The sequence below is a fragment of the Paenibacillus sp. FSL R7-0128 genome (assembly GCF_038002245.1).
GTDB lineage: Bacteria > Bacillota > Bacilli > Paenibacillales > Paenibacillaceae > Paenibacillus_AQ > Paenibacillus_AQ silagei.
In genome coordinates this window covers 2,894,991-2,916,093 of sequence record NZ_JBBOCD010000001.1, presented here as the reverse complement: position 1 = coordinate 2,916,093, position 21,103 = coordinate 2,894,991, and the positions used below count along the sequence as shown (strand labels likewise).

Genomic DNA, 21,103 nt, shown 5'->3' with positions numbered 1-21,103 from the left:
TTTTCGTTCCCTTTTTTACATGTAGGGGGATTACGGGGAAAGGGCTGGCAGGATTCTATGGCTCCCGCCTCAGCTTCCCTGTCTGTTCGCTCCAGGCAGGAACCCAGAGACGTAAAGAAAGGAACAAAAACAGTAAAAAAGCTTGATTTTATAGTAAGGGTCATTCACTTAACATTCTCGGTGAAGCGAAGCAGCAATGACAGGGAGGTTGCGGTGCCTATGCAGAGATAGCGGAGATAAGTGTTAGTGAATAGAGAATTGTTTCAAGTTCGCAGACCGTTCTATTAGGACAGGTATCCCCAAAAAACACAAGAGGTGAGTATCTATTGAGGCTATATCTTAAGCGTTCACTGATATCTATACTGGCAATTCTGACCCTCCTGCCTTCCATTTTGGCAAGCGCTTCCACAGCTCCGACCGCAGACCCGGTTCCTGTGGCAGATTCTGTATGGGTGACTGATTCGGAGTTAGTGACCGATCCGGTTACGGCACCTGACTCCGATGAAGTGCCTGCTTCCCCGGCAGAGCCGGATGCTGCTAAGGTGGCGGACGCTGCTGCATTGCCGGAGGCTGCTCCTGTTCAGGAGACTGCGCCGGATCAGCTCCAGTTGAAGACCGCTGCTGAGGCGGCCCCGCTGTTCCAGTGGAGCTTCCGCCAAGGACAGGTGCTTGACCGCACCACGGTGGTGAACAGCGTCTACCCCGATGCGGCCGCTGAACGTGCTGAGCTTAAGGGAGTAGCAGCCATTGTCTATGACGACCAGCGCGGAGACGTCCTCTCTTTACCCGGCGGCGGGAACGGTACTGCCTGGCTGAAGCTGCCCGATCAGCTCTACAGCAGGATCAAGGATGAACTGTCCATCTCCTTTTGGGCCAACATCGACTCTTCGGCTAACGCCTATAACCGTCTGCTGTCCTCCACAATTGCCGAGAAGGGGCTGACGAATGCCGGGGTAAGCGGCTGGCAGGACTCCGAGTTCATTATCATCGCCGGAGACGGCACATTCAGCAACCGGGTCTATACCGGCACGAACCCAAGCCAGATTGCCAGCTACAAAGGCGATATCGTCTGGAACCGTAACCCGGCCAAGGGCAAGTGGCAGCAGGTGACCGTCACTATGACCAGCAGCGGGGCCTATGAGGTATACCTGGACGGTGTTCCCGTTGGCACCAAAGGTCTGGATCAGAGCAAAAGCTCATCAGGAGCGACCATGTCCTCCGTTCTGGAGCATTTCTTCTCGCGTGATTATCTGAACGCGCTGAAATTCAACGATTTCGGCAGATCGCTCTATACCTCGGATGGAGATATCAAGGGGAGATTTGACGATCTGCGGATCTACAATGTCCAGTTAAATGCCACTCAGGTAAGCGCACTCTATGCGGCGACGAAGCATGAAGAGAACACTTCAGCCAAGCCGGCCAAAATCTCGGTCGATCTGGCAGACCGCTCGCTCGGACCTGTATTCCACGGCTCTTCCGGCGCACTGTATGCCATCAGCGAGCCGAATGTGCCGGATATCAATACACTGATTCCGATCAAGCCCTCGCATATCTCCCAGAAGCCGCCGAACGGCATCCAGCATCCGACCGGCGATGCGCTCCGGGTGTCGGACTATTTCTTCGAGGCAGGCGGGGAAGCTGTCAATATTGTCATGCAGGATTATTATCAGCATTGGTACTATCCGTCCAGAACGGCTGAAGAATATATCCAGGAGGCCGTCATTCCGATTACAACAGCTGTCAAGGCCTACAAGCAGCAATGGGAGGCCGCGAATCCGGGGCGGGATGCGGATGCCAGATTCATCTATATCCCGTTCAATGAGCCTGAGCAGAACAATACCCGTTATCCCCAGCTACTGTCAGACAACCAGACAGGCAAGAACTCAAGAGCCGTTTTCAACAGCGACTGGCTGGCGGTAATGAAGAAGATCAAAGAGATTGACCCCGGTGCAGTCATTTCCGGAGTGAATCTGACCCAATATGGAGCCAAGGTATTCGAGGATTTCATTCCCTACTGCGTAGAGAATGACTGTCTGCCGGACATTATCAGCTGGCATATGCTGTGGGACAAAGCCTTCAACCAGGCTCCCTCGAACGTAGCCACCTTCCGGACGGTGGAAGAGAGGTCCGTACAGCGCTATAAAGAGCTGTATCCGGACCGGACGGTTCCGTTCCCGATCAAGGTGGATATCAATGAGTATGCCGCAACCTCAGAGATCGCCGTAGGCGGCTCGCTGATTCATTACATTGCACGTTATGATGAGCTCAAGATGAACAGTATGCTGCCGTATTGGAACACGGCCAACTCCTACGGTTCCCTGCTCGCCGGGCAGAACGAGCCTAACGGAGCATGGTGGCTCTACAAGTGGTATGCCGACATGATGGGCGGCGATATGGCCAAGATAGAGGTCATCAACGCCAGACATGAGAATGACGCCTTCGGCCCCGGCTTGTATGGGCTAAGCTCTATTCAGGACAACAAAAAGCAGGTCAGTATCGCATTCGGAGGCACTCAAGGAGACGGCCAGATCGTGTTCAACAACGTGACCGGCAATGGGAACAGCCCCTCCTTCCTCACAGAAGCAGAAGCCGTGCATATCACCGTATGGCACGCAGGATATACAGGCTTGACCGGATTTCTCGTAGAGCCTACCCAGATTCTGGACCGTGATTATCCCGTCAAGAACGGCGCGGTCACTCTGGATGTCAACCTGAACGATTACACCTCGGCGTATTATGCAGTCATTACTCCGGCTGTAGATCATGCCCCGAAGGAGACTTTCTATCAGCGCTTCGAGGCTGAGAATGCGCAGGTGCGGACCAATGTGACCCTGACGGATCACTATCCGCGCAAGAGCACCGGACGCTCCGCCTCGAACGGCCAGTATGTCCAAGGGATCAAGGCTGCGGACAGCCTGGTGAAATGGACGGAGGTTACGGTTCCGGCAGACGGGAGCTACCGTCTGGATCTGATTGGCGGCAGCGGCGCAACCTCCACCCTGCGCAATCAATCCAATACCGGAGATGCGAATCAGCGCATCAATTCCGAATGGTTCATCAAGATTGATGATCAGCCGGCAACGAAGGTGGTTCTGCGTGCGGATTACAACATGCAGCTGCTGGGAGGCAATACGATCTTTGCCGATCTGACACAAGGGACTCATTCCATCGGCATCAGCAAATACAACCCGGATACGGGAGAAGCAGGCCAGGGCGAATCCACCCTTGACGCGATGGAATTAACTTATAGCGGTGTGTTGGGCGCAGAGCCGAGCTACCGTGTTCAAGCGGAATTCGCCGACTATGATTCTGCGCTGGGATTATCCAGAGAGAGCAGCCTCGAAGGCTTCGAGGGTGCCGGATATGTGAGCGGTTACGGCAGCAGCCAGGACGCCAATACCCGCTTTGTGGTAAGTGTGCTGCAAGACGGCATGTATGATCTGCAGATCCGCTATGCCGCATCGGGCGCAGGCAAATTGCAAATTCAACATGACCGCAAGCCGCTCGTAGATCTGCCTGTTACCGATACCGGCGGACAATGGCAGACCGCTACAGTACCAACCTTCTTACGCACAGGCATTAACCTGGTTGATGTGCGTTCCAGCGCTGCGCTTAGCCTGGATTATATTAACGCAGCCTTCGTCAGCCAGACTTCTGTATATTCCGTTGAGGCTGAGGCGGCAACGGTCGTAGGTACTCCGGCCGGCTCCGAGCTGCCGCTCATCCGCGAGGATGCCTTTGCCAAATACGCTTCCGGCGGCAAATATGTGAACGGCATTACCTCCTTCGATGGAGCAGAGCGGTATCTGGAGCTTACTGACATCACTGTGTCCAAAGCAGGCACTTATAAGCTGGTCGTTACCTACGCGAACGGTGAGAGTGCGGGGACACATGCTTATAATAATGACGTTGTGGAAAGGTATGCACAGATCAGCGTCAACGGCGGCGAGCCGCAGACAGTCTACTTCAAGAACACCATTTCATGGCAGCAGTTCGCCACACAGACCTTTGATGTTGAACTGAAAGCAGGCACCAACAGCATCCGTTTCTCCAATAATAATACGTATGACGGCGGCTCCAACCCTTATGGAGGAACCGGGGCGCAAGGCTTCACTCCTTACACAGCGGTTCCGCGCCAATACGCGCCTGCGTTCGACCGGTTCGATATTTATGCGCGGCATACGCTTGCGATTGACGACGGCGGCAATAACGGCGGCGGTGATCCTGGCGGCGGTAACAACGGCGGCGGTGATCCCGGCGGCGGCAACAACGGCGGCGGTGATCCCGGCGGCGGCAACAACGGCGGCGGTGATCCTGGCGGCGGTAACAACGGCGGCGGTGATCCTGGCGGCGGTAACAACGGCGGCGGCGATCCTGGCGGCGGTAACAACGGCGGCGGCGAAACTGGCGGCGGCAATAACGGTGGCGGCGATCCTGGCGGCGGTAACAACGGCGGCGGTGATCCTGGCGGCGGTAACAACGGCGGCGGCGATCCTGGCGGCGGTAACAACGGCGGCGGCGAAACTGGCGGCGGCAACAACGGTGGTACTAACGCCGGTAGTGGCAACGGCGGTAACCCTACCGTTGGTTCGGTCACCCCTGTTCAGCCGGAAGCACCAAGCGGCAGCGGCCATTTGACCGTCGAAGCAGAGGTGACAGGAACCACTGCTACAGCCACACTGGATGCGCAGAAAGTAAAAGCGGCAGAACAGATCACCGTCTCGTCTCCGCTCGGCACCTTCCACTTCCCTGTAAAAGCGGTTGATACCGCAGCTTGGGGACAGCAATTGGGAACCGGGGACTGGAAGCTTAAGGTCAGTATGACGGTCCTGCCGGAACAGCGGCAGCAAGAGATCCTTCAAGCTGTTCTGGCAGCCCAGGGCAAATTAATCAGCCCTGCCATTGAATACACGGTAACGGCTGAAGCCAACGGACGCACAGTCGAGATTCCAGGGTTCAAGGGCAGCCATTCCCGGGGCACCCTGCAGCTCGACAGTCCGGCAGACAGCCGGAATACGACCGTGGTCCGGATCGGGAAGGACGGAAGCTTCACCTTCGTCCCGGCGGTCTTCAACGGCACCGGTGTAACCTTCTACAGTCCGAACAACGGCACATTTGCGGTAATTTCAAGCAACAAGACATTCGCGGATATCAAGGGGCACTGGGCACAGGCATCCGTCGAAAAGCTGGCCTCAAAGTACATCCTCACCGGCTTAACGGACAGCAAATTCGCACCGAACGCTACCACAACGCGCGCGGAATTCGCAGCGATGATGGTTCGTGCGCTGGGCTACTCCTCCTCCTCCGGTTCGGCAGATGTTTCGTTTAAGGATACCCCCTCCGGCGCATGGTACACCGGAAGTGTCGGAACAGCCGCTGAGCTGGGTCTGGTGCAGGGCGGAACGGACAATAATTTCCGGCCGAACGACATCATTACCCGCCAGGAGATGACCATTATTCTGGTTAAGGCGATGGCCCTTGCAGGCTCGCCGCTCCCAGCTTCAGAGCTTCAGCCTGCAGCCTTCAAGGATGCAGACAAGATTGCGGGCTGGGCGCAGCAGGATGTGGCCAAGGCGGTTCAGGCCGGCCTGATCACCGGTACACCTACCGGGCAATTCCAGCCGGGTCAATCCGCAACCCGTGCGGAAGCGGCAACCGTCATCCTCCGCTTGCTTTCACAAGCGAAATTAATGAACTAAAGACATGCGGTATCATGCTCCCGCCTGCCGGGGCTGATCCAAAGGTATAATTCCGGTAAGTTGAGCAGACGATGTCCATGCCCAACAACATAAAGATCAAAAAGAGCAGCGATTCTCCCGTTACGTGGAGAATCGCTGCTCTGCTGCTTCCGGTCTTGTTTCGGTTCTACTGTAGCTTCTCGTACACCTACTGCTATTTTGCTAAAGAGCCCCAGGTTTTAGTTGGATAAACGTACCTTAATTTGGAAGGTTGGAAGCTTCTGAGGAAATCAATTGGATAAATGTCATTTAATTTCGCGCATTTCCCCTGTTCTGATCGTTTGGCAGCAAATTAAGTGTTGTTTTTCCAACTATCTCCTGACAAGGCCTGCTCCATCCCTAAGCAAGTGGAGAAAATCCAACTGCTAAGTTCCGGCCACATTCTCAGCCATACCAGCCATAGTCCCACCCGCAATCCCGGCCACATTCACGTCCTTGCTCATACTGTTCCAAGCTTCACGCACAACACGAAAGGGGTGTTTTCTTTTATTGTCTTTTAACGCTTGAGACAGCTCTCCACCGCGCTCAGATACACTTCAAATGCGGATAAGGTCGGGCACCAGCGTGATTTATCAATGGTCAGGCGGATATGCCTTGCTGTAACCTCCGGGAATTTGAGAATGCGCTTATGTCCGACGATTGTACATTCACTGAACCTTCTCCAGGTAGCTCCGTCCAGATATTCCAGATGAAGCTGTTCGATACGCTGGCCAGACTGGATATGCTCCTTGAGCACGATCGTATCGAAGGACTGCTCCGCCTTCAGATCAATCTCAATGGAAGCCTGCTCCGTACCTTCCTCCGGGCACCAGAATGTATCTTTATTCCCGTCCAATACTCGGCTGGCAGCATTGTTCTCCGACATTGTCTCCGTTGCGGCGGCCTGAGCCCCCGCAGCCAGATTATACTCGAAGGTGGACCGGATCACCTCTCCCAGCTCGGCCATTCGCCGGGCATCGTTCTCATGAATGAGACCGCGCTTGTCGGGCGGAAGATTGAGGAGGAACGTCGAGTTCCCGCCAACCGACTTATCATAGATGTCCAGCAGCTCTTCGAGGCTGCGGACCTGGTCGTCCTCAGCAGCGTGGTAGAACCAGCCGGGCCGGATCGAGGTATTCACTTCCGCCGGATACCAGACGAGCTCCTTCCCGGCGATGGCTTCCCGGCTCCCCAGATTCTCATCGCGGGAGTTGCTGCGTCTGGCGAATTCGCCGTCGTCCACATGCTGCGACTCTTCCTGGATTTTCTCGCAATCCTGCAGCTCTGCCGGAACGACACTCCACTCAGACTCACGGGTAAGGCCGGCCTCATTGCCGCACCAGCGGACGTCCGGACCGCATACGGAGATCACCGCGCCCGGCTGCAGCTCCCGGATCACCTCATAATATCCGTCCCAGTCATAGACCTGCTTCAAGCCATTCGGACCTTCACCGCATGCACCGTCGAACCAGACGCAGAAGATGTCCCCGTACCCGGTTAACAGCTCACGTAATTGATCCTTGAGATATTCGTTATACTCCGAAGTCCCGTACCGGCTGTCATGGCGGTCCCACGGAGACAAGTACACCCCGAATTTCAGTCCTCCCTCACGGCAGGCATCCGCTACCTCCTGTACCATATCGCCTTGGCCATCACGCCATGGACTGTGCTTCACGGAATGCCCGGTATGGCTGCTGGGCCAGAGACAGAAGCCGTCATGATGCTTGCAGGTCAGGATCAAGCCTCTCATTCCCGCCGATTTACACACCTCCACCCACTGTTTGGCATCAAATTCTTCGGGATTGAAGATTGCCGGTGCTTCGTCGCCGAGCCCCCATTCCTTATCGGTGAACGTATTGATTCCAAAATGTATAAATGAATAGAATTCCAGCTCCTGCCAGGCCAGCTGCCGTGGAGAAGGTACTACTTGCGCTGCGATTCTGATATTATCATTCATCCCTATGCTCCCCTTTGATAGTAGTCTATATAAGACGCACTTAAGATTTGAACTTGAAGCTTCGTCGTCACTGCGGTGAACATTTGGACTTCCGGCCGCTGTTGTCACCAGATTTCTTGATTTTGAACCGCTGTTCGCGGGTGAAATCCGTTGACAAAGGCGGTCGCTACCGCTCCTACAGTTCCAAATTTCCCCTCCGCTCCTTTTGCTTTTTGTTTATTTATTTAGTGCTTCTTATCTAGTACGTTACCAGCTCTACCTCATAAGCGCCCAAAGTCAGCGAATCCGCGAAGCGGCTGCCGGACAGCAGCCCGGATGCCTCCCTCTCCAGCTGTATGGTCTGCTCTGTACCGGTGGTGTTCACACAGAGTAAAGAGCCGTCTTCCAGGCGGCGTGCGACAACGCCAGAAGGGGTAACCGGGCCTTTCTCAATACCGAGTGCCGGGTACAGCATATCCAGCAGTGGACCAAGAAAATCAGCATCCGCCGGTATCGCGACATAGATCGCCTCTCCCTTGCCGTAACGGTTCCGCGTGACTGCGGGAGACTTCTCAAGTGTATTCGTGAACGAAGCCACCGCCTCGGCCGTGCGGACTTCCAGTATTTCGTAATAGTCAATAGCAGGCTGATATTCCTGCTCCCCGAGCAGAATAGCGGGTTTTTCCCGTTCCAGGTGAAGCTCTGTCTTCTCAAGACCTCCGGCATTCTCCGAAGGCGTATGGCTTCTGGTTCTCATAAAGGCTCCGCTGCGGATGCCGAAGACATCGCTTAGCCCGCCGGGCATCGGGGTGTCGAACACGCGGTTATGCTCATTGACCTTCGCAGAATACGCCGTCATCACAGCGGTGCCACCTGCCTCAACGAAGGTGCAAATGGCTGCCGCAGAGGCTGTATCCATGACGGCATGTCCCGGCACGATCAGGATGCTGTAATCCTTCTGCATATTGCGCAGATTCACAATATTACAGTCCAGATTGGCCCGCTCAATAGCCTCATAGGCCTCCAGGACTTGCCGGGTATAATCGGTTTTGTAGAAGCTCCGGTTGCCGTCCATCACCTTCAAGCTCTCGTACGAGTAGGCGATGGCGATCTGCGGAGAGGTCTGTCTGGGAAGCCCGCGTTCCTGCAGCAGCTTGAATTCCTCCGCGATTTGTTTGAACTCCTCATACTTCCAGCCCGGCGTCCCGTCATGATCCACCAGACCGAATACATACTGCTCCTCGCCGCCCAGCATCGTCCGCCAGGTCCATGCACAGACAGCCTGAGCCCTGTGAACAAGCGAGAGATAGGCATACATTCTCATGGCCAGGCGCGGGGATGCGTAGCCTCCGAAGTCGCCGGTCTGGAATTCAAGGCACCAGATCGGCTGGTCAAGCTCGCCAATGCGGTGATCCATGAAGAAGCAGGCGGCGGTCAAAGCCCGTCTGTCCTCGGGATTGGTGCCGGGATAGAACCCGATACCGGGGAGATCAATGATCTCCTCATATTGCTTCAGATAATCGAACCCGTAGCCGGGATTCTCTGACCAGTGATTCGTCGATTCCCTGGCTTCAGGCGCGAACTGCCTGACAATCCGGCTCAGACCCTGCATATAGGCCAGAACTTCATCGGAATAAAAACGCCACATATCCAGCACCCGTTCCGGCGCACCTTGAATCTGGCCGGAGACCGGAAGCACGACATCGTGGAAGCTGCTCAATTTACGGGACCAGCGCTGGGTAGTCCACGCCTGGTTCAGCTGTTCTACCGTCTCATACTTGCCTTTCAGCCAAGCTTCAAAGCGGTCCCTGGCTTCTCTGGAATAAGAAGGCGCTCCTGAGCCCAGCTCGTTGCACAGCCCGAAGGCATACAGGGCCGGATGGTCCCGGTACTTGCATACCAGTACCTCGGCGAACTTATACGCGTATTCCTGGAAGGCCGGGTGGCCGATATCCTCCATATAGCGTGTTTGCGCTTCCATACGGATGCCGTTTGTATCGGTCCGGTCAATCGCCGGATACTTCTTGTGGAGCCACGTCGGCGCCGGACGGGTTGCGATATCTAGAACAACCTGTATACCCGCCTTATGAAACAGATCCATGACCTCATCGAACCATTCAAACGTAAAGTTTCCTTCAGAGGGCTCAAAGCTGTCCCAGCACAAATGCCCCAGCCGGACAACGTTAAAGGATGCTGCCCGCATCCATTCAATATCTTGTGCCCATCTCTCCCGGGGCCAGTCATGCGGATGGTAATTCGCTCCTGCATACAACAATCCAATCACCGCCATATAAAAATAGTAAAATACACAAACTATATTAAATGCTTCATTGATAATATGAAATATAATAAATTAATCAATATATATAATAAAATGAAAGTAAATTCGAACGGCCAATATATTTGCATGAATCTCGCAATATTGTTATTTATGCCTCGGTCCCCTGAGCGATATACTAAACAGCATCACATACAGGGAGGTCAATACATGAAGAGAAGGTTTGCGAAGCAGGCGTCTATCGCCCTTGTGGCCGGAGTCATGCTGACAGCTGTTGCCGGCTGCAGTGCGGTCTCTGATCCGGGTCAGGCTGCACAGGGGGATCAGGGAAATACCGGGCAACAAGAGGCTACGATTACCTTAGGCCGTGTGGTCGGCTCCGACAACAAATTCAAGAACGGGGAAACCATCGAGAACAATGTCCACACCAAATGGGCTAAGGAGAAATTCGGCATTGACTTCAAGGTGGATTGGACCGTGGGAACAGGAGATGCCTACACCACCAAACTCCGTCTACTCCTCAATTCAAACGAGAAGCTGCCGGATGTCTTCACCCTGAACGATCCGACGCTTGAGAATCAGGTCGTTGATTCCGGCAAGGTGATGGATATCGACGAGGCCTTTGACAAGTACGCTTCGCAGCGGCTTAAGGATCTGTATGCCCAGTACCCTGAAATATGGAATACGGTTACTTATGACGGCAAGCATTACGGCCTGCCCACCTTCAATGCCAACAGCTCTTTCAGCGTGCTCTGGATTCGCCAGGATTGGCTGGATACGTTAGGTCTGCAAGCGCCCAAGACTATCGCGGATATGGATGCTGTAATGGATGCGTTCGTCAACCGCGATCCCGACGGCAATGGGATCAAGGACACCCTCGGATTATCCCTGTCGCTCAAAAAAGGCGTCACGGCCGTGAAGGACACCTTCATGGTATCCAGCGACTTCCTGTTCGGACAAGCCGCTATCCCTACGTATTGGACAGAGGGTGTGGACGGCAAGCTTCAGTACGGATCTGTTCAGCCTACAGTCAAGGAAGGACTGATTAAGCTTAGCGAATGGATGAATAAAGGCTATCTGGATAAAGACGCCGGGATTATGGATGAAGCCAAGGCGGCGGAGAGCTTTGTCCAGGGCAAATCCGGCATGGTCTTCGGCCCGACCTGGATGGCTTCCTATCCGTTCAGTGCGGATATGACCTTTGATTATGTTCCGGTTCCCATTCCTGCAGGCATTGACGGCAAAATGGGCTTTGGCAGTGAACCGCAATCCTCCGTCCGCTTCTATTTCAACAAGGATTTCAAATATATGGAGGCCTTCTTCAACTATCTGGACGCCATCATGGGACCCGGCTTCTACGATCCTTCCTCTGAGCTAGCCAACGGCTGGGCTGAGGGCTACGACTATGTCATCGTGGACGGCAAACCGGTCTATGACCAGGACAAAATCCCGGGCGGATGGATTGATGTGAAGAAATACACCATCTACGGCAACGACATTCAGACTCCCAAAAAGGAGCTGGAGGTCATGGCCAAGCTCGGCCAGGGAAAAACACCTGAGACCCCTTACGAAATGTATTTCTCAGCCAGACCGAAGAAATGGGCAGAGGCTGCCGCCGTACTGCAGACTTACATTGACGAAGCCTCCGTTTTCGATAAATACACCGGACCTCCAACAGCAACCATGGCCCAAAAGGGGGAGCTGCTCCGCAAAATGGAAAGCGAAGCCTTCCTGAAAATTATTTACGGGCAAGAATCGCCGGATTCGTTCGACAGCTTCGTGGAGAAATGGAAGTCCTCCGGCGGAGATGATATTACCAAAGAGGTGAACGAGTGGTATCAGGCGCTTAACCAATAGAAGACTTTTGCCAAATGAACCTATAGAGGAGTTGTCCGGATGATGGAATGGAAGAAGAGCAAGACGCGATTTACTCGCCAGCTACCTCTTCATTTGCTCATACTGCCATCTGTAATCTGTTTGCTGATCTTCAATTATGCGCCTATGGCGGGGCTGTTGATGGCTTTTCAGGACTTCAAGCCCCGGCTTGGGTTCCTGCATTCACCATGGGTTGGCTTCGAGCATTTTCAATATATGTTTACTTATCCTGACAGTGTACAGGTCATTTATAACACCCTGCTCATCGCTTCGCTTAAGATTACGGCCAACATTATAGTCCCGATCCTCTTTGCCTTGCTGCTGAATGAGGTTCGCGCCCTGCTGTTCAAACGGTTTGTGCAGACCCTCGTGTACCTCCCGCACTTCCTGTCCTGGGTGATTCTGGGCGGGATTCTGACGGATATCCTCGGCAATAAAGGCATCGTCAATCACCTGCTGACGCTCCTTGGCGCCGATACTGTATTTTTCCTTGGAGACGGAACCTGGTTTCGGATCACCGTAGTGGTCAGTGATGTCTGGAAGGAGTTCGGCTTCGCCGCGATTATCTATCTCGCTGCCATGAGCGGCATCAATATGTCGCTATATGAAGCCGCCGAGATCGACGGCGCAGGCCGGTTCAAGCAGACGCTCCATGTCACCTTGCCCGCGCTGGTCCCCGTTATCCTGGTTGTGGGAACACTGGCGCTGGGCAATATCCTGAATGCGGGCTTCGACCAGATCTTCAACCTGTACAACCCGCTGGTCTATCGGGAAGGGGATATTATCGATACCTTTGTCTACAGGGTAGGTCTCATGAACGGCTCCTTCAGCTTCGCGACCGCCGTCGGCTTATTCAAATCGGTCATCAGCTTCATCCTGATCGTTACGGCTTACCGGCTGGCCTACCGGTTCGGAAATTATCGCATCTTTTGAGTAAAGGCAGGCGGAATCTATGTATCGGAAAACAATCTCTTACCGCTGGTTTACAGTGCTCAACACTGTGCTTCTTGCAGTCCTGGCTATATTATGTATTCTTCCCCTTGTGCACGTAGCGGCCGTATCCTTCAGTTCCAGCGCGGCGGCTACGGCTAATCAGGTGTTTTTCTGGCCGGTCGGCTTCACGGCTGAAGCCTACTCCAGGACGCTTACGAATCCCTTGTTTCTGCGTTCCCTAATTCTATCTGTGGAAAGAACGCTCGCCGGAACCCTGCTGTCTATGGCATTGACCGTTACCGCCGCTTATACCCTTTCGCGCTCATTTTACGGCAGAAGCTTCTACTCCTGGTTTTTTGTCTTTACCATGCTGTTCAACGGCGGCCTGATTCCAACCTATCTGCTGATCACGCAGCTTCATTTAACCAACACGCTGTGGGTCCTGATTCTGCCGTCTGCGGTGAACGTGTTCAATACCATTCTGATGATGCAATTCTTCCGCGCCATTCCCAAAGAGCTGGAGGAGGCGGCAAGCATTGACGGAGCGGGTTATCTGAGGTCTCTGATCACGATCTATCTTCCCTTGTCGCTTCCCTCCCTGGCCACCTTATCCTTGTTCTCGATGGTCTGGCACTGGAATTCCTGGTTTGACGGGCTGATCTATATGACCGATTACCGGCAGTATCCGCTGGCGACATTTCTGCAGACGATCATTCAGAGCGGCGACATGCGCAACACGAACATTGACCCCAGTCAGCTGAAAATTCTGTCGGAACGCACGGTGCGTTCTGCGCAAATCCTGATAGGAGCATTGCCGATCCTGCTCGTCTATCCGTTCCTGCAGAGGTTCTTCGTACAAGGGTTGACGATGGGCGCGGTTAAAGAATAAGATAAGCACAAAACTTAGGAGTCAGAAGCAGATGGGCAACAAGGATCGCAGTCTCTTCTCCAAGCTGGTCGGCTCGCTGGTTATATTGTTACTGCCGGTTCTGATCTTGTCGGTCTATTCGAACAGAGTCAACGAGAACGTGATTACCGGCCAAATCAAACAATCAGGCATCAGCCGGTTATCTACCTTAGCCACACAGATGGACAATATTATTACTCAGCTGGAGACCTTCACCTACCTCCTGATCCGTGATCCGAACGTCATTGAATTTCAGGACCTGTCCTTGCTGAATTCCAGCTACTACGAACAAATCAGCCGCAAAAAGCTCATTCAGGATAAGCTGTATCTGCAAAGCGCCTCGACGGAATGGATCAATGAAATCACGGTCTATTCGCCGCGTTCAGGGCAGACCATATCTACGGTCAACGGAACCTCCTATGATCTGGAACGTCTTCAGCGGCTGAGCAAGGACAACTGGAATTTCATTATGGATGACGATCATGGAAATAAACAGGGCACGGTCATCCACTTGACCTTTGAGCCCTACCAGTCCAGCAGCGGCATCGCCAGAGCCAATTCGATCATTGAAATCAGCTTTCACATGAACAACGTAATCCGGATGCTGGAGCAGTTTCAATCGCAGGGAATTGGGGAAGCGCTTTTTTATAAACCTGATGACATCTTCTTATCCACGCCCTCTTGCCCGCCTGAGCTTCTCCAGGAGGCTGTATCCGTCTTGAAGCGGACGCAGCTGGCGCATGAGGGCAATATTACTCTGGATGTCAGCGGAACTTCCTATCTTCTGTCTTATTCCGATGTGCAGGTGCTGGACGGGTATGTGGTTAACCTTGTGCCTTTATCCGAGATTCTGACGCCACTTAGGGTGACCAACCGGTTCGCCTATCTGGTCCTCGGACTGATCCTCATCGTAGGCATTGCCTTATCGTGGCTGCTGTACCGCAATGTTCAGGTCCCGCTGCGCGCTCTGGTCAGAGGGGTGCAACTCATCAAGATGGGACAATACAAGACCAGAATTCCGCTTCAGGCGAACAACGAGTTCCGGCTCATTGTATCGAGATTCAATGACATGTCGGCGCAAATCCAGCAGCTGATCGAGAATGTGCTGGAGCAGCAGCTGCTCACGCATGAAGCTGAGCTGAAGCAGCTGCAATCACAGATTAATCCCCATTTTCTGTATAACAGCCTGTCCTACGTGATCAGCATGACCAAGCTGGAACGTAAGGATGCCGTGCTGCAAATGGCTTATCACCTGTCCGATTATTACCGTTATACGACCCGGGTGGAGAATCAGGCGGTGAGGCTGGCGGATGAACTGAAGAATGCTGCCGATTACCTCAGCATCCACCGGATGCGGATGAGCCGCATCCGCTACAGCATCGAGGTGGCGGACCTCATGCGGGACCTTGAAGTTCCCCGGCTGATTCTCCAGCCGATTGTCGAGAACGCGCTGATTCACGGGATTGAAGCCCTGGAGGGCGTTGGAGTAGTAACGATTACCGGGAGCCTGGACGGCAACGGGTATTCATTGATTGTAGACGACAACGGTGGCTCCATGACCACCGTCCGGCTTCAGGAGCTACAGAAGCTGCTCACGAACCGGTATGGCGAACGGTCGGAAGCCTGCGGCCTGCTGAATGTGCACCGGCGGCTCCAGCTCCGGTACGGAGCGGATTCAGGGGTGAGGCTGTCGGTCAATGCGGCATCGGGACTGCGGGTAGAGCTGTACTGGACAGAGAAGGCGGTGGAGGATGAAGCTGTTAATCGTGGATGATGAAGAGCACTTAGTGGAGAGCATGACCGCAAGCATTGCCTGGGAGACGGCTGGCATTACCAGCGTATTCTCAGCCTATTCCGGCAAGCAGGCTATGGAGCAGATGAACAAGAACGCCGCAGACATTGTGGTAACCGATGTCCGTATGCCCGGCATGAACGGCATTGAGCTGATCCGGGCGGTCAAGCAGAATTGGCCTCAGACGGTCTGTATTCTGCTTACCGGCCATGCAGAATTTGAATATGCGCAGCAGGGGCTGAAAGCTAGGGCGGCTCATTATTTCCTCAAGCCTGTGAAGGATGAGGAACTGCTCGCTGCCGTCTCTGAAGCGGCCTGCGGGCTGCAGGCCGAGCGGGAGCAGATGAACGCCTATGTGCAGTCCCAGGCGATGGTTCACCGCAATCTGCCTATCCTGCGCTCCAACCTGCTGAACCATCTGATCCAGGGACGCATGTGGACTGAACGCAAATTGACAGAGCAGCTCCAGTTATACGGCCTTCCAATCGGATTAGGTGATACGATCTCCCTGATTCTGATCCGCATCGAGGACCCGCAGAAGCGCTACGATCCGTCCGATATGTCACTCCCGGGCTTCGCCGTTACCAATATTGTGGAGGAGCTGGTGTCCCAGCACTTCAAAAGCTGGAGCTGCGAGGATGTATACGGCCATCTTCTGTTCATTGTGAATGGCGGCGGGGATGCAAGGGGACGTCAACTGGAGCAGACCGCGGATGAGATGAGGCAGATTGTCAGCCGGTTGCTGCATCTGACGATCTCGGTCATTCTCTCCCCTTCCGGGACCTTTCCTGCCAGTGTGGAGGAGCTGTATCAGCGCTGCGTCGCCACGGTCCGCTCGCAGATCGGCTACGACAACGACTTCGTAGTCCAGCTCGGCGGTCATAATGTCAAACCGGCCTCTCTGGTGGTCGCTTCCCTCTACTCTCCTCCCCTGTTCCCGCATCTGCTTGAGGCCGGGAACTGGGAGGCGGCAAGAGAGAAGCTGCATGTGGTGTTGCAGGAATGGGGTACGAAGTATAGCGGCTCGTATGAGCATTTATCGGAGATTGTTTACGCCTTGAAGTCCGCGTTCTCCTACTTTGTGCATAAGAACGGCGGTCTGCTGACAGACTACCGCCTGCATACGCCGCTTGATATCAGGAGCATCGGAGAGCTGGAATATTGGGCAACGGGCTTGCTGGACAGGCTGCAGCATGAGATGAACACCGAGCTGTCCGCCTCCCGTCACTCCGTTGTCGCGCAGATTCATCAATTCGTACAGGAGCATCTGTCGGAGGATGTCTCCCTTCAGGCTATCGCCGAATATGTGTATATGCATCCAACCCATGTATCCAAGGTCTTCAAGCGGGAGACGGGAGAGAACCTGTCCGATTACCTGCTGCGGCTGCGGATGGAGAAGGCTGTATTCTTGCTGAAGGACAGTAAATACAGAGTTTATGAAGTAGCGAACCGCCTGGGATACAAGAACCCCACGTATTTCATCAAAGTCTTCAAGGAGCATTTTGGCGTCACCCCCCAGGAATTCAGGGAGAGCACGCTTCTCTAATTACGCTCCCGGTAATTCCGGGCCAAAAAGCCCACCAAAGAGGCAATCGCCTTGACGGTGAGCTTTTTGTCGTTCTATATATGCGAAAAACCCCCTACCGGCAAGCACGCGGTCCGCAGCAGTCTGTCCGCTGCTGTCTTCCGGTGACTAACGGAACAGCACGCATTTCCCCGATTCCCTGAAATACTTGATCAGCCGCTCAATCGGCTCGCGTCCGCATTTCAGCTGCTCGCCAAGACAGTCGATACACAGGAAATCCTGGGCATTGCGCGTGACCAGCTTCAGGTAAATCGCCACATCATCCGTCATCAGAGGGACCCCGCATTGTCTGCAGGTTCTGTTCATGCTCATACGCTTCTCTTCTTTCTTATCTCTAGACCAATCAGACCAATTTCGCCCGCACGATCAGACAGTCATGGGCTGGAACGACCGGAGCGAACCGTTCTCTGAACACCCCAAGCTCCTTGTGCTCCCAGCAGTCATACAGGGACAGCGATTTGCCGGAGGCATACGGAAGCCCGAAATCCCAGAATTGCAGCGACATCTCTCTTTGACCATCACTCAGATTGAAGAACCCGATGGCCAGGTCTCCGTCTGCCAACACTTTTACCAGCATGAACACTTCATTGGTATGGAACCACTGCGGCTCCGGCTTAATGCGGTAAGCTCCGCGGCCCTCGATATCCTGGTTGATGGCAATCAGATCCGGGTTCAGCAGAATGTTCTTGGTGGCCTCATTCGCCTTGCGGATGTCACTGCCGATCATCAGCGGAGAGCCCAGCAGGCTCCACAGCGAGAAGTGCGTCTTGTACTCCACATCCGTGCAGCCGCCGATCTGGCTGCCGATGAAGTCGCTGTTGCTGCCCCCGTACATGCCGACTACCAGCATATCCAGATCGTTATGGCAGTAGGCCCCGGTGTAGGCGGCTTTATCAAGCTGTGACAGCGCCAGCGTCTTGATCGATTCCCAGCTGTCCTGGATATCGCCGGTGGAACGGTACATATGCGCGCCGGATTCACGAATCCACTGGTAGACGTTATCTTCACCCCAGTTACATGCGGAGAAAAGAATGTCTCTTCCGCAGTTCTTAAGTGCGAGACTCATCCGCTTATACAGCAGCTCCCCCGACATATGTCTGGGTTTGAAGCAGTAGTCATACTTCAGGAAGTCTACACCCCATTCCGCCAGCGATGCGGCATCCTGGAATTCATGCTCGAAGCTGCCCGGATACCCGGCGCAGGTATGCGTTCCCACACAAGAGTACATGCCGAACTTCAGTCCCTTGGAGTGAATATAATCTGCAACCGCCTTCATTCCGTTCGGGAATTTGTCCGGATCGGCCACCAGCTTGCCATCCTTGTCCCGTTCCTTCAGGCTCCAGCAGTCGTCAATCACAATGTATTCGTACCCTGCATCCTTATAACCGTCCGCCACCAGCGTATCGGCCGCTTCCCGGATCAATTGCTCATTGATATCCCAAGTAAAAGTATTCCATGAATTCCATCCCATCGGCGGCGTTAAGCCAAGCTGTTGCTGTTTGTCCATCATTCGTATTCATCCTTTCGAGTCCATCATTAAATAAATAGTTACCAGCTAGTAGTCATCTGCATAAATGCTGTATTCTTTATGTATTTAATCATACTGGGGCCTTGCATTCTATAGCTTGACGTTGCTTTCATATCGACAAATGTTGCTTTTGAGTGTGATGCTTATCTGCCTCCTTAGCCGCCATCAAAACTGCTTGATCCGTCTCCACTTCTAGACATAGATGGAAAAGGGTATCTTAATTTTCCGTATTCTCAGGATTAGGCGGGAGCAAGTGGATAAAGAGCATCTAATGGGTTTGATTTCGTCACTTTAGTGGAAATGCGCAAAATTAAGTGTTGTTTATCCAACCATTGCCGTAGGAGGAGCCTTTTGTTCACCAGTAAGTGTATAAAAGGCAACTGTTTCCCTCCACACCTTTGCGCCCGGCACTCCAGCCTTCGCCATCCGTCCTCCACACCTCCTCGCCCGCCGTATGTATTCGGTTTTCCGATTACCTTTCGCCCGCGCGCCTCCGCAGCGTCGAATGTAATCGGTTTTTCGATTACATTGAGCCCACGCGCCTCCGCAGCGCCGAATGTAATCGGTTTTTCGATTACCTTTCGCCCACGCGCCTCCCACACGCCGAATGTAATCGGTTTTTCGATTACCTTTCGCCCACGCGCCTCCATCCTGCCCAATGTAATCGGTTTTTCGACTACATTCGGCACTCGCGCCTCCCGCACGCTCAAAAAAGCCCCCTTCACCCCGCGCGGCAATCCGGTACTGTCCCGGACCGCCCTGCAGATGGATAAGGGGGCTCTTACCATAAAGCTTTAGTTCACCTGAACCAGCTTCCACTGCTGGTGCAGATCGCCGCGGTAGAGGTTCTGCTGGAGCTTCGCGCCGTCTGCGGTGGAGGCTCCTGTGACTTCGACTGCCTTGTTACTGTTCACATTAAGAATGCTCCAGTAGCCGTTGCTCAGCTTGATGAGACGGAACTGCTGGGCGGTGTTGTTCAAATCCTGCATCAGCTGGATGGCTTCGCCGTTATTCTTCGTGCCGTTACGCACATCCATCACCTTATTGTCGGAAGAATTCACGCTGCGCAGCCGGTAAATATTATTGTACGTGCCCATATCCGTAACCGTCCATTGCTGAGCCAGCGCCGTGTTCTCCGGCCACTGCTGGAGCTGAAGGGCGTTCGTATTCTGCCCGTTCGGAACGTCAATCGCTTTGCCTGACGCCCGGTTGATCAGCTTATATTTCGCATTGTTGGTGACCCCGTTCCACACCCCGTTCCAGGGGTTGAACTGTGCCCGCTCGTAGTACCATTCGAAGATAAAGCGCGCCATGCCGTCCCGGGTGGCGTTGCCGTCATAGAGCAGCCCGCCGTCCGGATCGGCGAAGGAGCTTTTGGGACCGGGATCGAGCAGGAAGCCGTTCATATGGACAGCAATGCTGACATTGCCGGCGGCGGTGAAGATCGCTTTGGTATTCTTGCCGAAGCCTGCATTCGTACCGTTGAACAGATCCCAATATGCGGAGTCGCCCGGCTGGTTCTTGAACCAGGTCGTTTCAGTAATATTGATCGGGTAAGCATCGGCAGCAGGCTTGATGCTGCTATCCCAGATCTGCTGAAGCGAGTTGAAATTGTCATAAGCGCCGTAGCCCGGGTACCAGTGAACGGCATAGCCGTAATTATTCAGAGGGTCAGTCAGCGGACTGGATGCCGTCAGCTGATAATGCTGATCCCAGCCGAGTCCTGAAGCCCAGATCACATTATCCGCACCCTTGCTGCGGATCGTGGAGATCATGGAGTTCTGGAAGTTCTTCAGCGAATTCCAGAACGCTGCGAAGTTAGGCTGGGAGGGATTGCCGCCCCATTGTCCGTTCACATCGCTCAGCACCGGCTCGTTGACCAGCTCGAACATGACATTATCCGCGCTCTTGAGTCCCGGCTGGGAGGCAAGGTAACCCCAGATCTGATTGAACTTGTCCAGATTGGCCTGGGTGGTCGCCTTATTGTCCAGCAGGGTGAAGTCCAGCCCCAGCGTGACATACAGCCCCTTAGTCTTTGCATACTCAACATAGGGAATGATCAGATTCTGGGTAGCTGCCTGAAGGCCCGCGAAGTTATACGTTCCTGCCGCGACATCGCCCATATCCTCCCGGTCGATGAACAGGCGGACCTGATTCGAGTACCAGCCGTGGCTGTTGCCGTATTTGCCGGAGGTGCTGGTGAAGGTATCCGTGATCTCCTTCAGGTACTCCAGAGTGGCCTTATGCCGGTTCCCGCCGTTGCGGTTCAGATAATAATTGCTGTTCTGATACGTCCAGTAAGCCCCGGTAGGCTGATGCCAGCCGCTTAGCAGCACAGGCTGCCCGCTGCTGTTCACCAGCTGATTGCCGCTTACATGCAGCTTGGGAACAGGCGAACCCTCCCAAGCGTTTGCAGTGCCGCCGCCGGACTGCATCGGCGTCAGCAGCAGGGCCAGCATCACCAGCAGCTTCATGGATAAGCTTAACTTCCTTTTTCTCACAGATACCCATCTCCTTCTCATTTCGTGAAATCGGCGGATGCCGCCTTAATG

11 protein-coding genes are annotated in these 21,103 nt (G+C 54.0%); 6 read left to right on the top strand and 5 right to left on the bottom strand.

Annotated elements, in window-relative coordinates; translation table 11 throughout:
- Positions 1–326: 326 nt before the first annotated feature.
- Complete coding sequence (locus NST26_RS11785; RefSeq protein WP_340979188.1) at positions 327–5,699, top strand: S-layer homology domain-containing protein; 5,373 nt, start codon at positions 327–329, stop codon at positions 5,697–5,699.
- A gap of 535 nt (positions 5,700–6,234) precedes the next feature.
- Here NST26_RS11785 and NST26_RS11780 read toward each other — a convergent pair.
- Positions 6,235–7,674 (bottom strand): alpha-L-fucosidase, encoded by a 1,440-nt coding sequence (locus NST26_RS11780; RefSeq protein ID WP_340953892.1) that lies wholly within the window; start codon positions 7,672–7,674, stop codon positions 6,235–6,237.
- A 238-nt stretch (positions 7,675–7,912) separates the two neighbouring features.
- On the bottom strand, positions 7,913–9,928 hold the full coding sequence (locus tag NST26_RS11775) for a beta-galactosidase (RefSeq protein WP_340979187.1): 2,016 nt from the start codon (positions 9,926–9,928) through the stop codon (positions 7,913–7,915).
- Positions 9,929–10,141: 213 nt separating this feature from the next.
- Here NST26_RS11775 and NST26_RS11770 point away from each other — a divergent pair, with 213 nt between their 5' ends.
- The 5 genes from NST26_RS11770 to NST26_RS11750 are packed head-to-tail and all read left to right on the top strand — an operon-like array spanning position 10,142 to position 16,984.
- Entirely contained in the window at positions 10,142–11,788 is a 1,647-nt protein-coding gene (locus NST26_RS11770) for an extracellular solute-binding protein (protein ID WP_340979186.1), read from the top strand.
- Positions 11,789–11,827: 39 nt separating this feature from the next.
- Entirely contained in the window at positions 11,828–12,739 is a 912-nt protein-coding gene (locus NST26_RS11765; protein ID WP_051477977.1) for an ABC transporter permease, read from the top strand.
- Between the two features lie 19 nt (positions 12,740–12,758).
- A complete protein-coding gene (locus tag NST26_RS11760) occupies positions 12,759–13,628 on the top strand; it encodes a carbohydrate ABC transporter permease (RefSeq protein ID WP_076073683.1) in 870 nt (289 codons plus the stop codon).
- Between the two features lie 31 nt (positions 13,629–13,659).
- Positions 13,660–15,420 (top strand): sensor histidine kinase, encoded by a 1,761-nt coding sequence (locus NST26_RS11755; RefSeq protein ID WP_340979185.1) that lies wholly within the window; start codon positions 13,660–13,662, stop codon positions 15,418–15,420.
- The gene (locus NST26_RS11750; RefSeq protein WP_340979184.1) at positions 15,398–16,984 is read left to right on the top strand and encodes a response regulator; all 1,587 of its coding nucleotides are present in this window, start codon (positions 15,398–15,400) and stop codon (positions 16,982–16,984) included. Before NST26_RS11755 ends, NST26_RS11750 begins: the two co-directional genes overlap by 23 nt.
- A gap of 147 nt (positions 16,985–17,131) precedes the next feature.
- On the opposite strand, the gene NST26_RS11745 is transcribed toward NST26_RS11750, so the two are convergent.
- The 3 genes from NST26_RS11745 to NST26_RS11735 form a co-directional block, all read right to left on the bottom strand.
- Complete coding sequence (locus NST26_RS11745; protein ID WP_036724896.1) at positions 17,132–17,335, bottom strand: hypothetical protein; 204 nt, start codon at positions 17,333–17,335, stop codon at positions 17,132–17,134.
- A 31-nt stretch (positions 17,336–17,366) separates the two neighbouring features.
- Positions 17,367–18,533 (bottom strand): glycoside hydrolase family 27 protein, encoded by a 1,167-nt coding sequence (locus NST26_RS11740; RefSeq protein ID WP_339313698.1) that lies wholly within the window; start codon positions 18,531–18,533, stop codon positions 17,367–17,369.
- A gap of 812 nt (positions 18,534–19,345) precedes the next feature.
- Positions 19,346–21,052: an RICIN domain-containing protein gene (locus NST26_RS11735; RefSeq protein ID WP_339313696.1), complete on the bottom strand. Its 1,707-nt coding sequence runs from the start codon at positions 21,050–21,052 to the stop codon at positions 19,346–19,348.
- Between the last annotated feature and the right edge of the window lie 51 nt (positions 21,053–21,103).

Bases quoted from the DNA above. Each gene is read 5' to 3' on its own strand.
- NST26_RS11780 (WP_340953892.1), bottom strand. From the start codon at position 7,674: ATGAATGATAATATCAGAATCGCAGCGCAAGTAGTACCTTCTCCACGG.
- NST26_RS11770 (WP_340979186.1), top strand. From the start codon at position 10,142: ATGAAGAGAAGGTTTGCGAAGCAGGCGTCTATCGCCCTTGTGGCCGGA.
- NST26_RS11765 (WP_051477977.1), top strand. From the start codon at position 11,828: ATGATGGAATGGAAGAAGAGCAAGACGCGATTTACTCGCCAGCTACCT.
- NST26_RS11760 (WP_076073683.1), top strand. From the start codon at position 12,759: ATGTATCGGAAAACAATCTCTTACCGCTGGTTTACAGTGCTCAACACT.
- NST26_RS11755 (WP_340979185.1), top strand. From the start codon at position 13,660: ATGGGCAACAAGGATCGCAGTCTCTTCTCCAAGCTGGTCGGCTCGCTG.
- NST26_RS11750 (WP_340979184.1), top strand. From the start codon at position 15,398: ATGAAGCTGTTAATCGTGGATGATGAAGAGCACTTAGTGGAGAGCATG.
- NST26_RS11745 (WP_036724896.1), bottom strand. From the start codon at position 17,335: ATGAGCATGAACAGAACCTGCAGACAATGCGGGGTCCCTCTGATGACG.
- NST26_RS11740 (WP_339313698.1), bottom strand. From the start codon at position 18,533: ATGATGGACAAACAGCAACAGCTTGGCTTAACGCCGCCGATGGGATGG.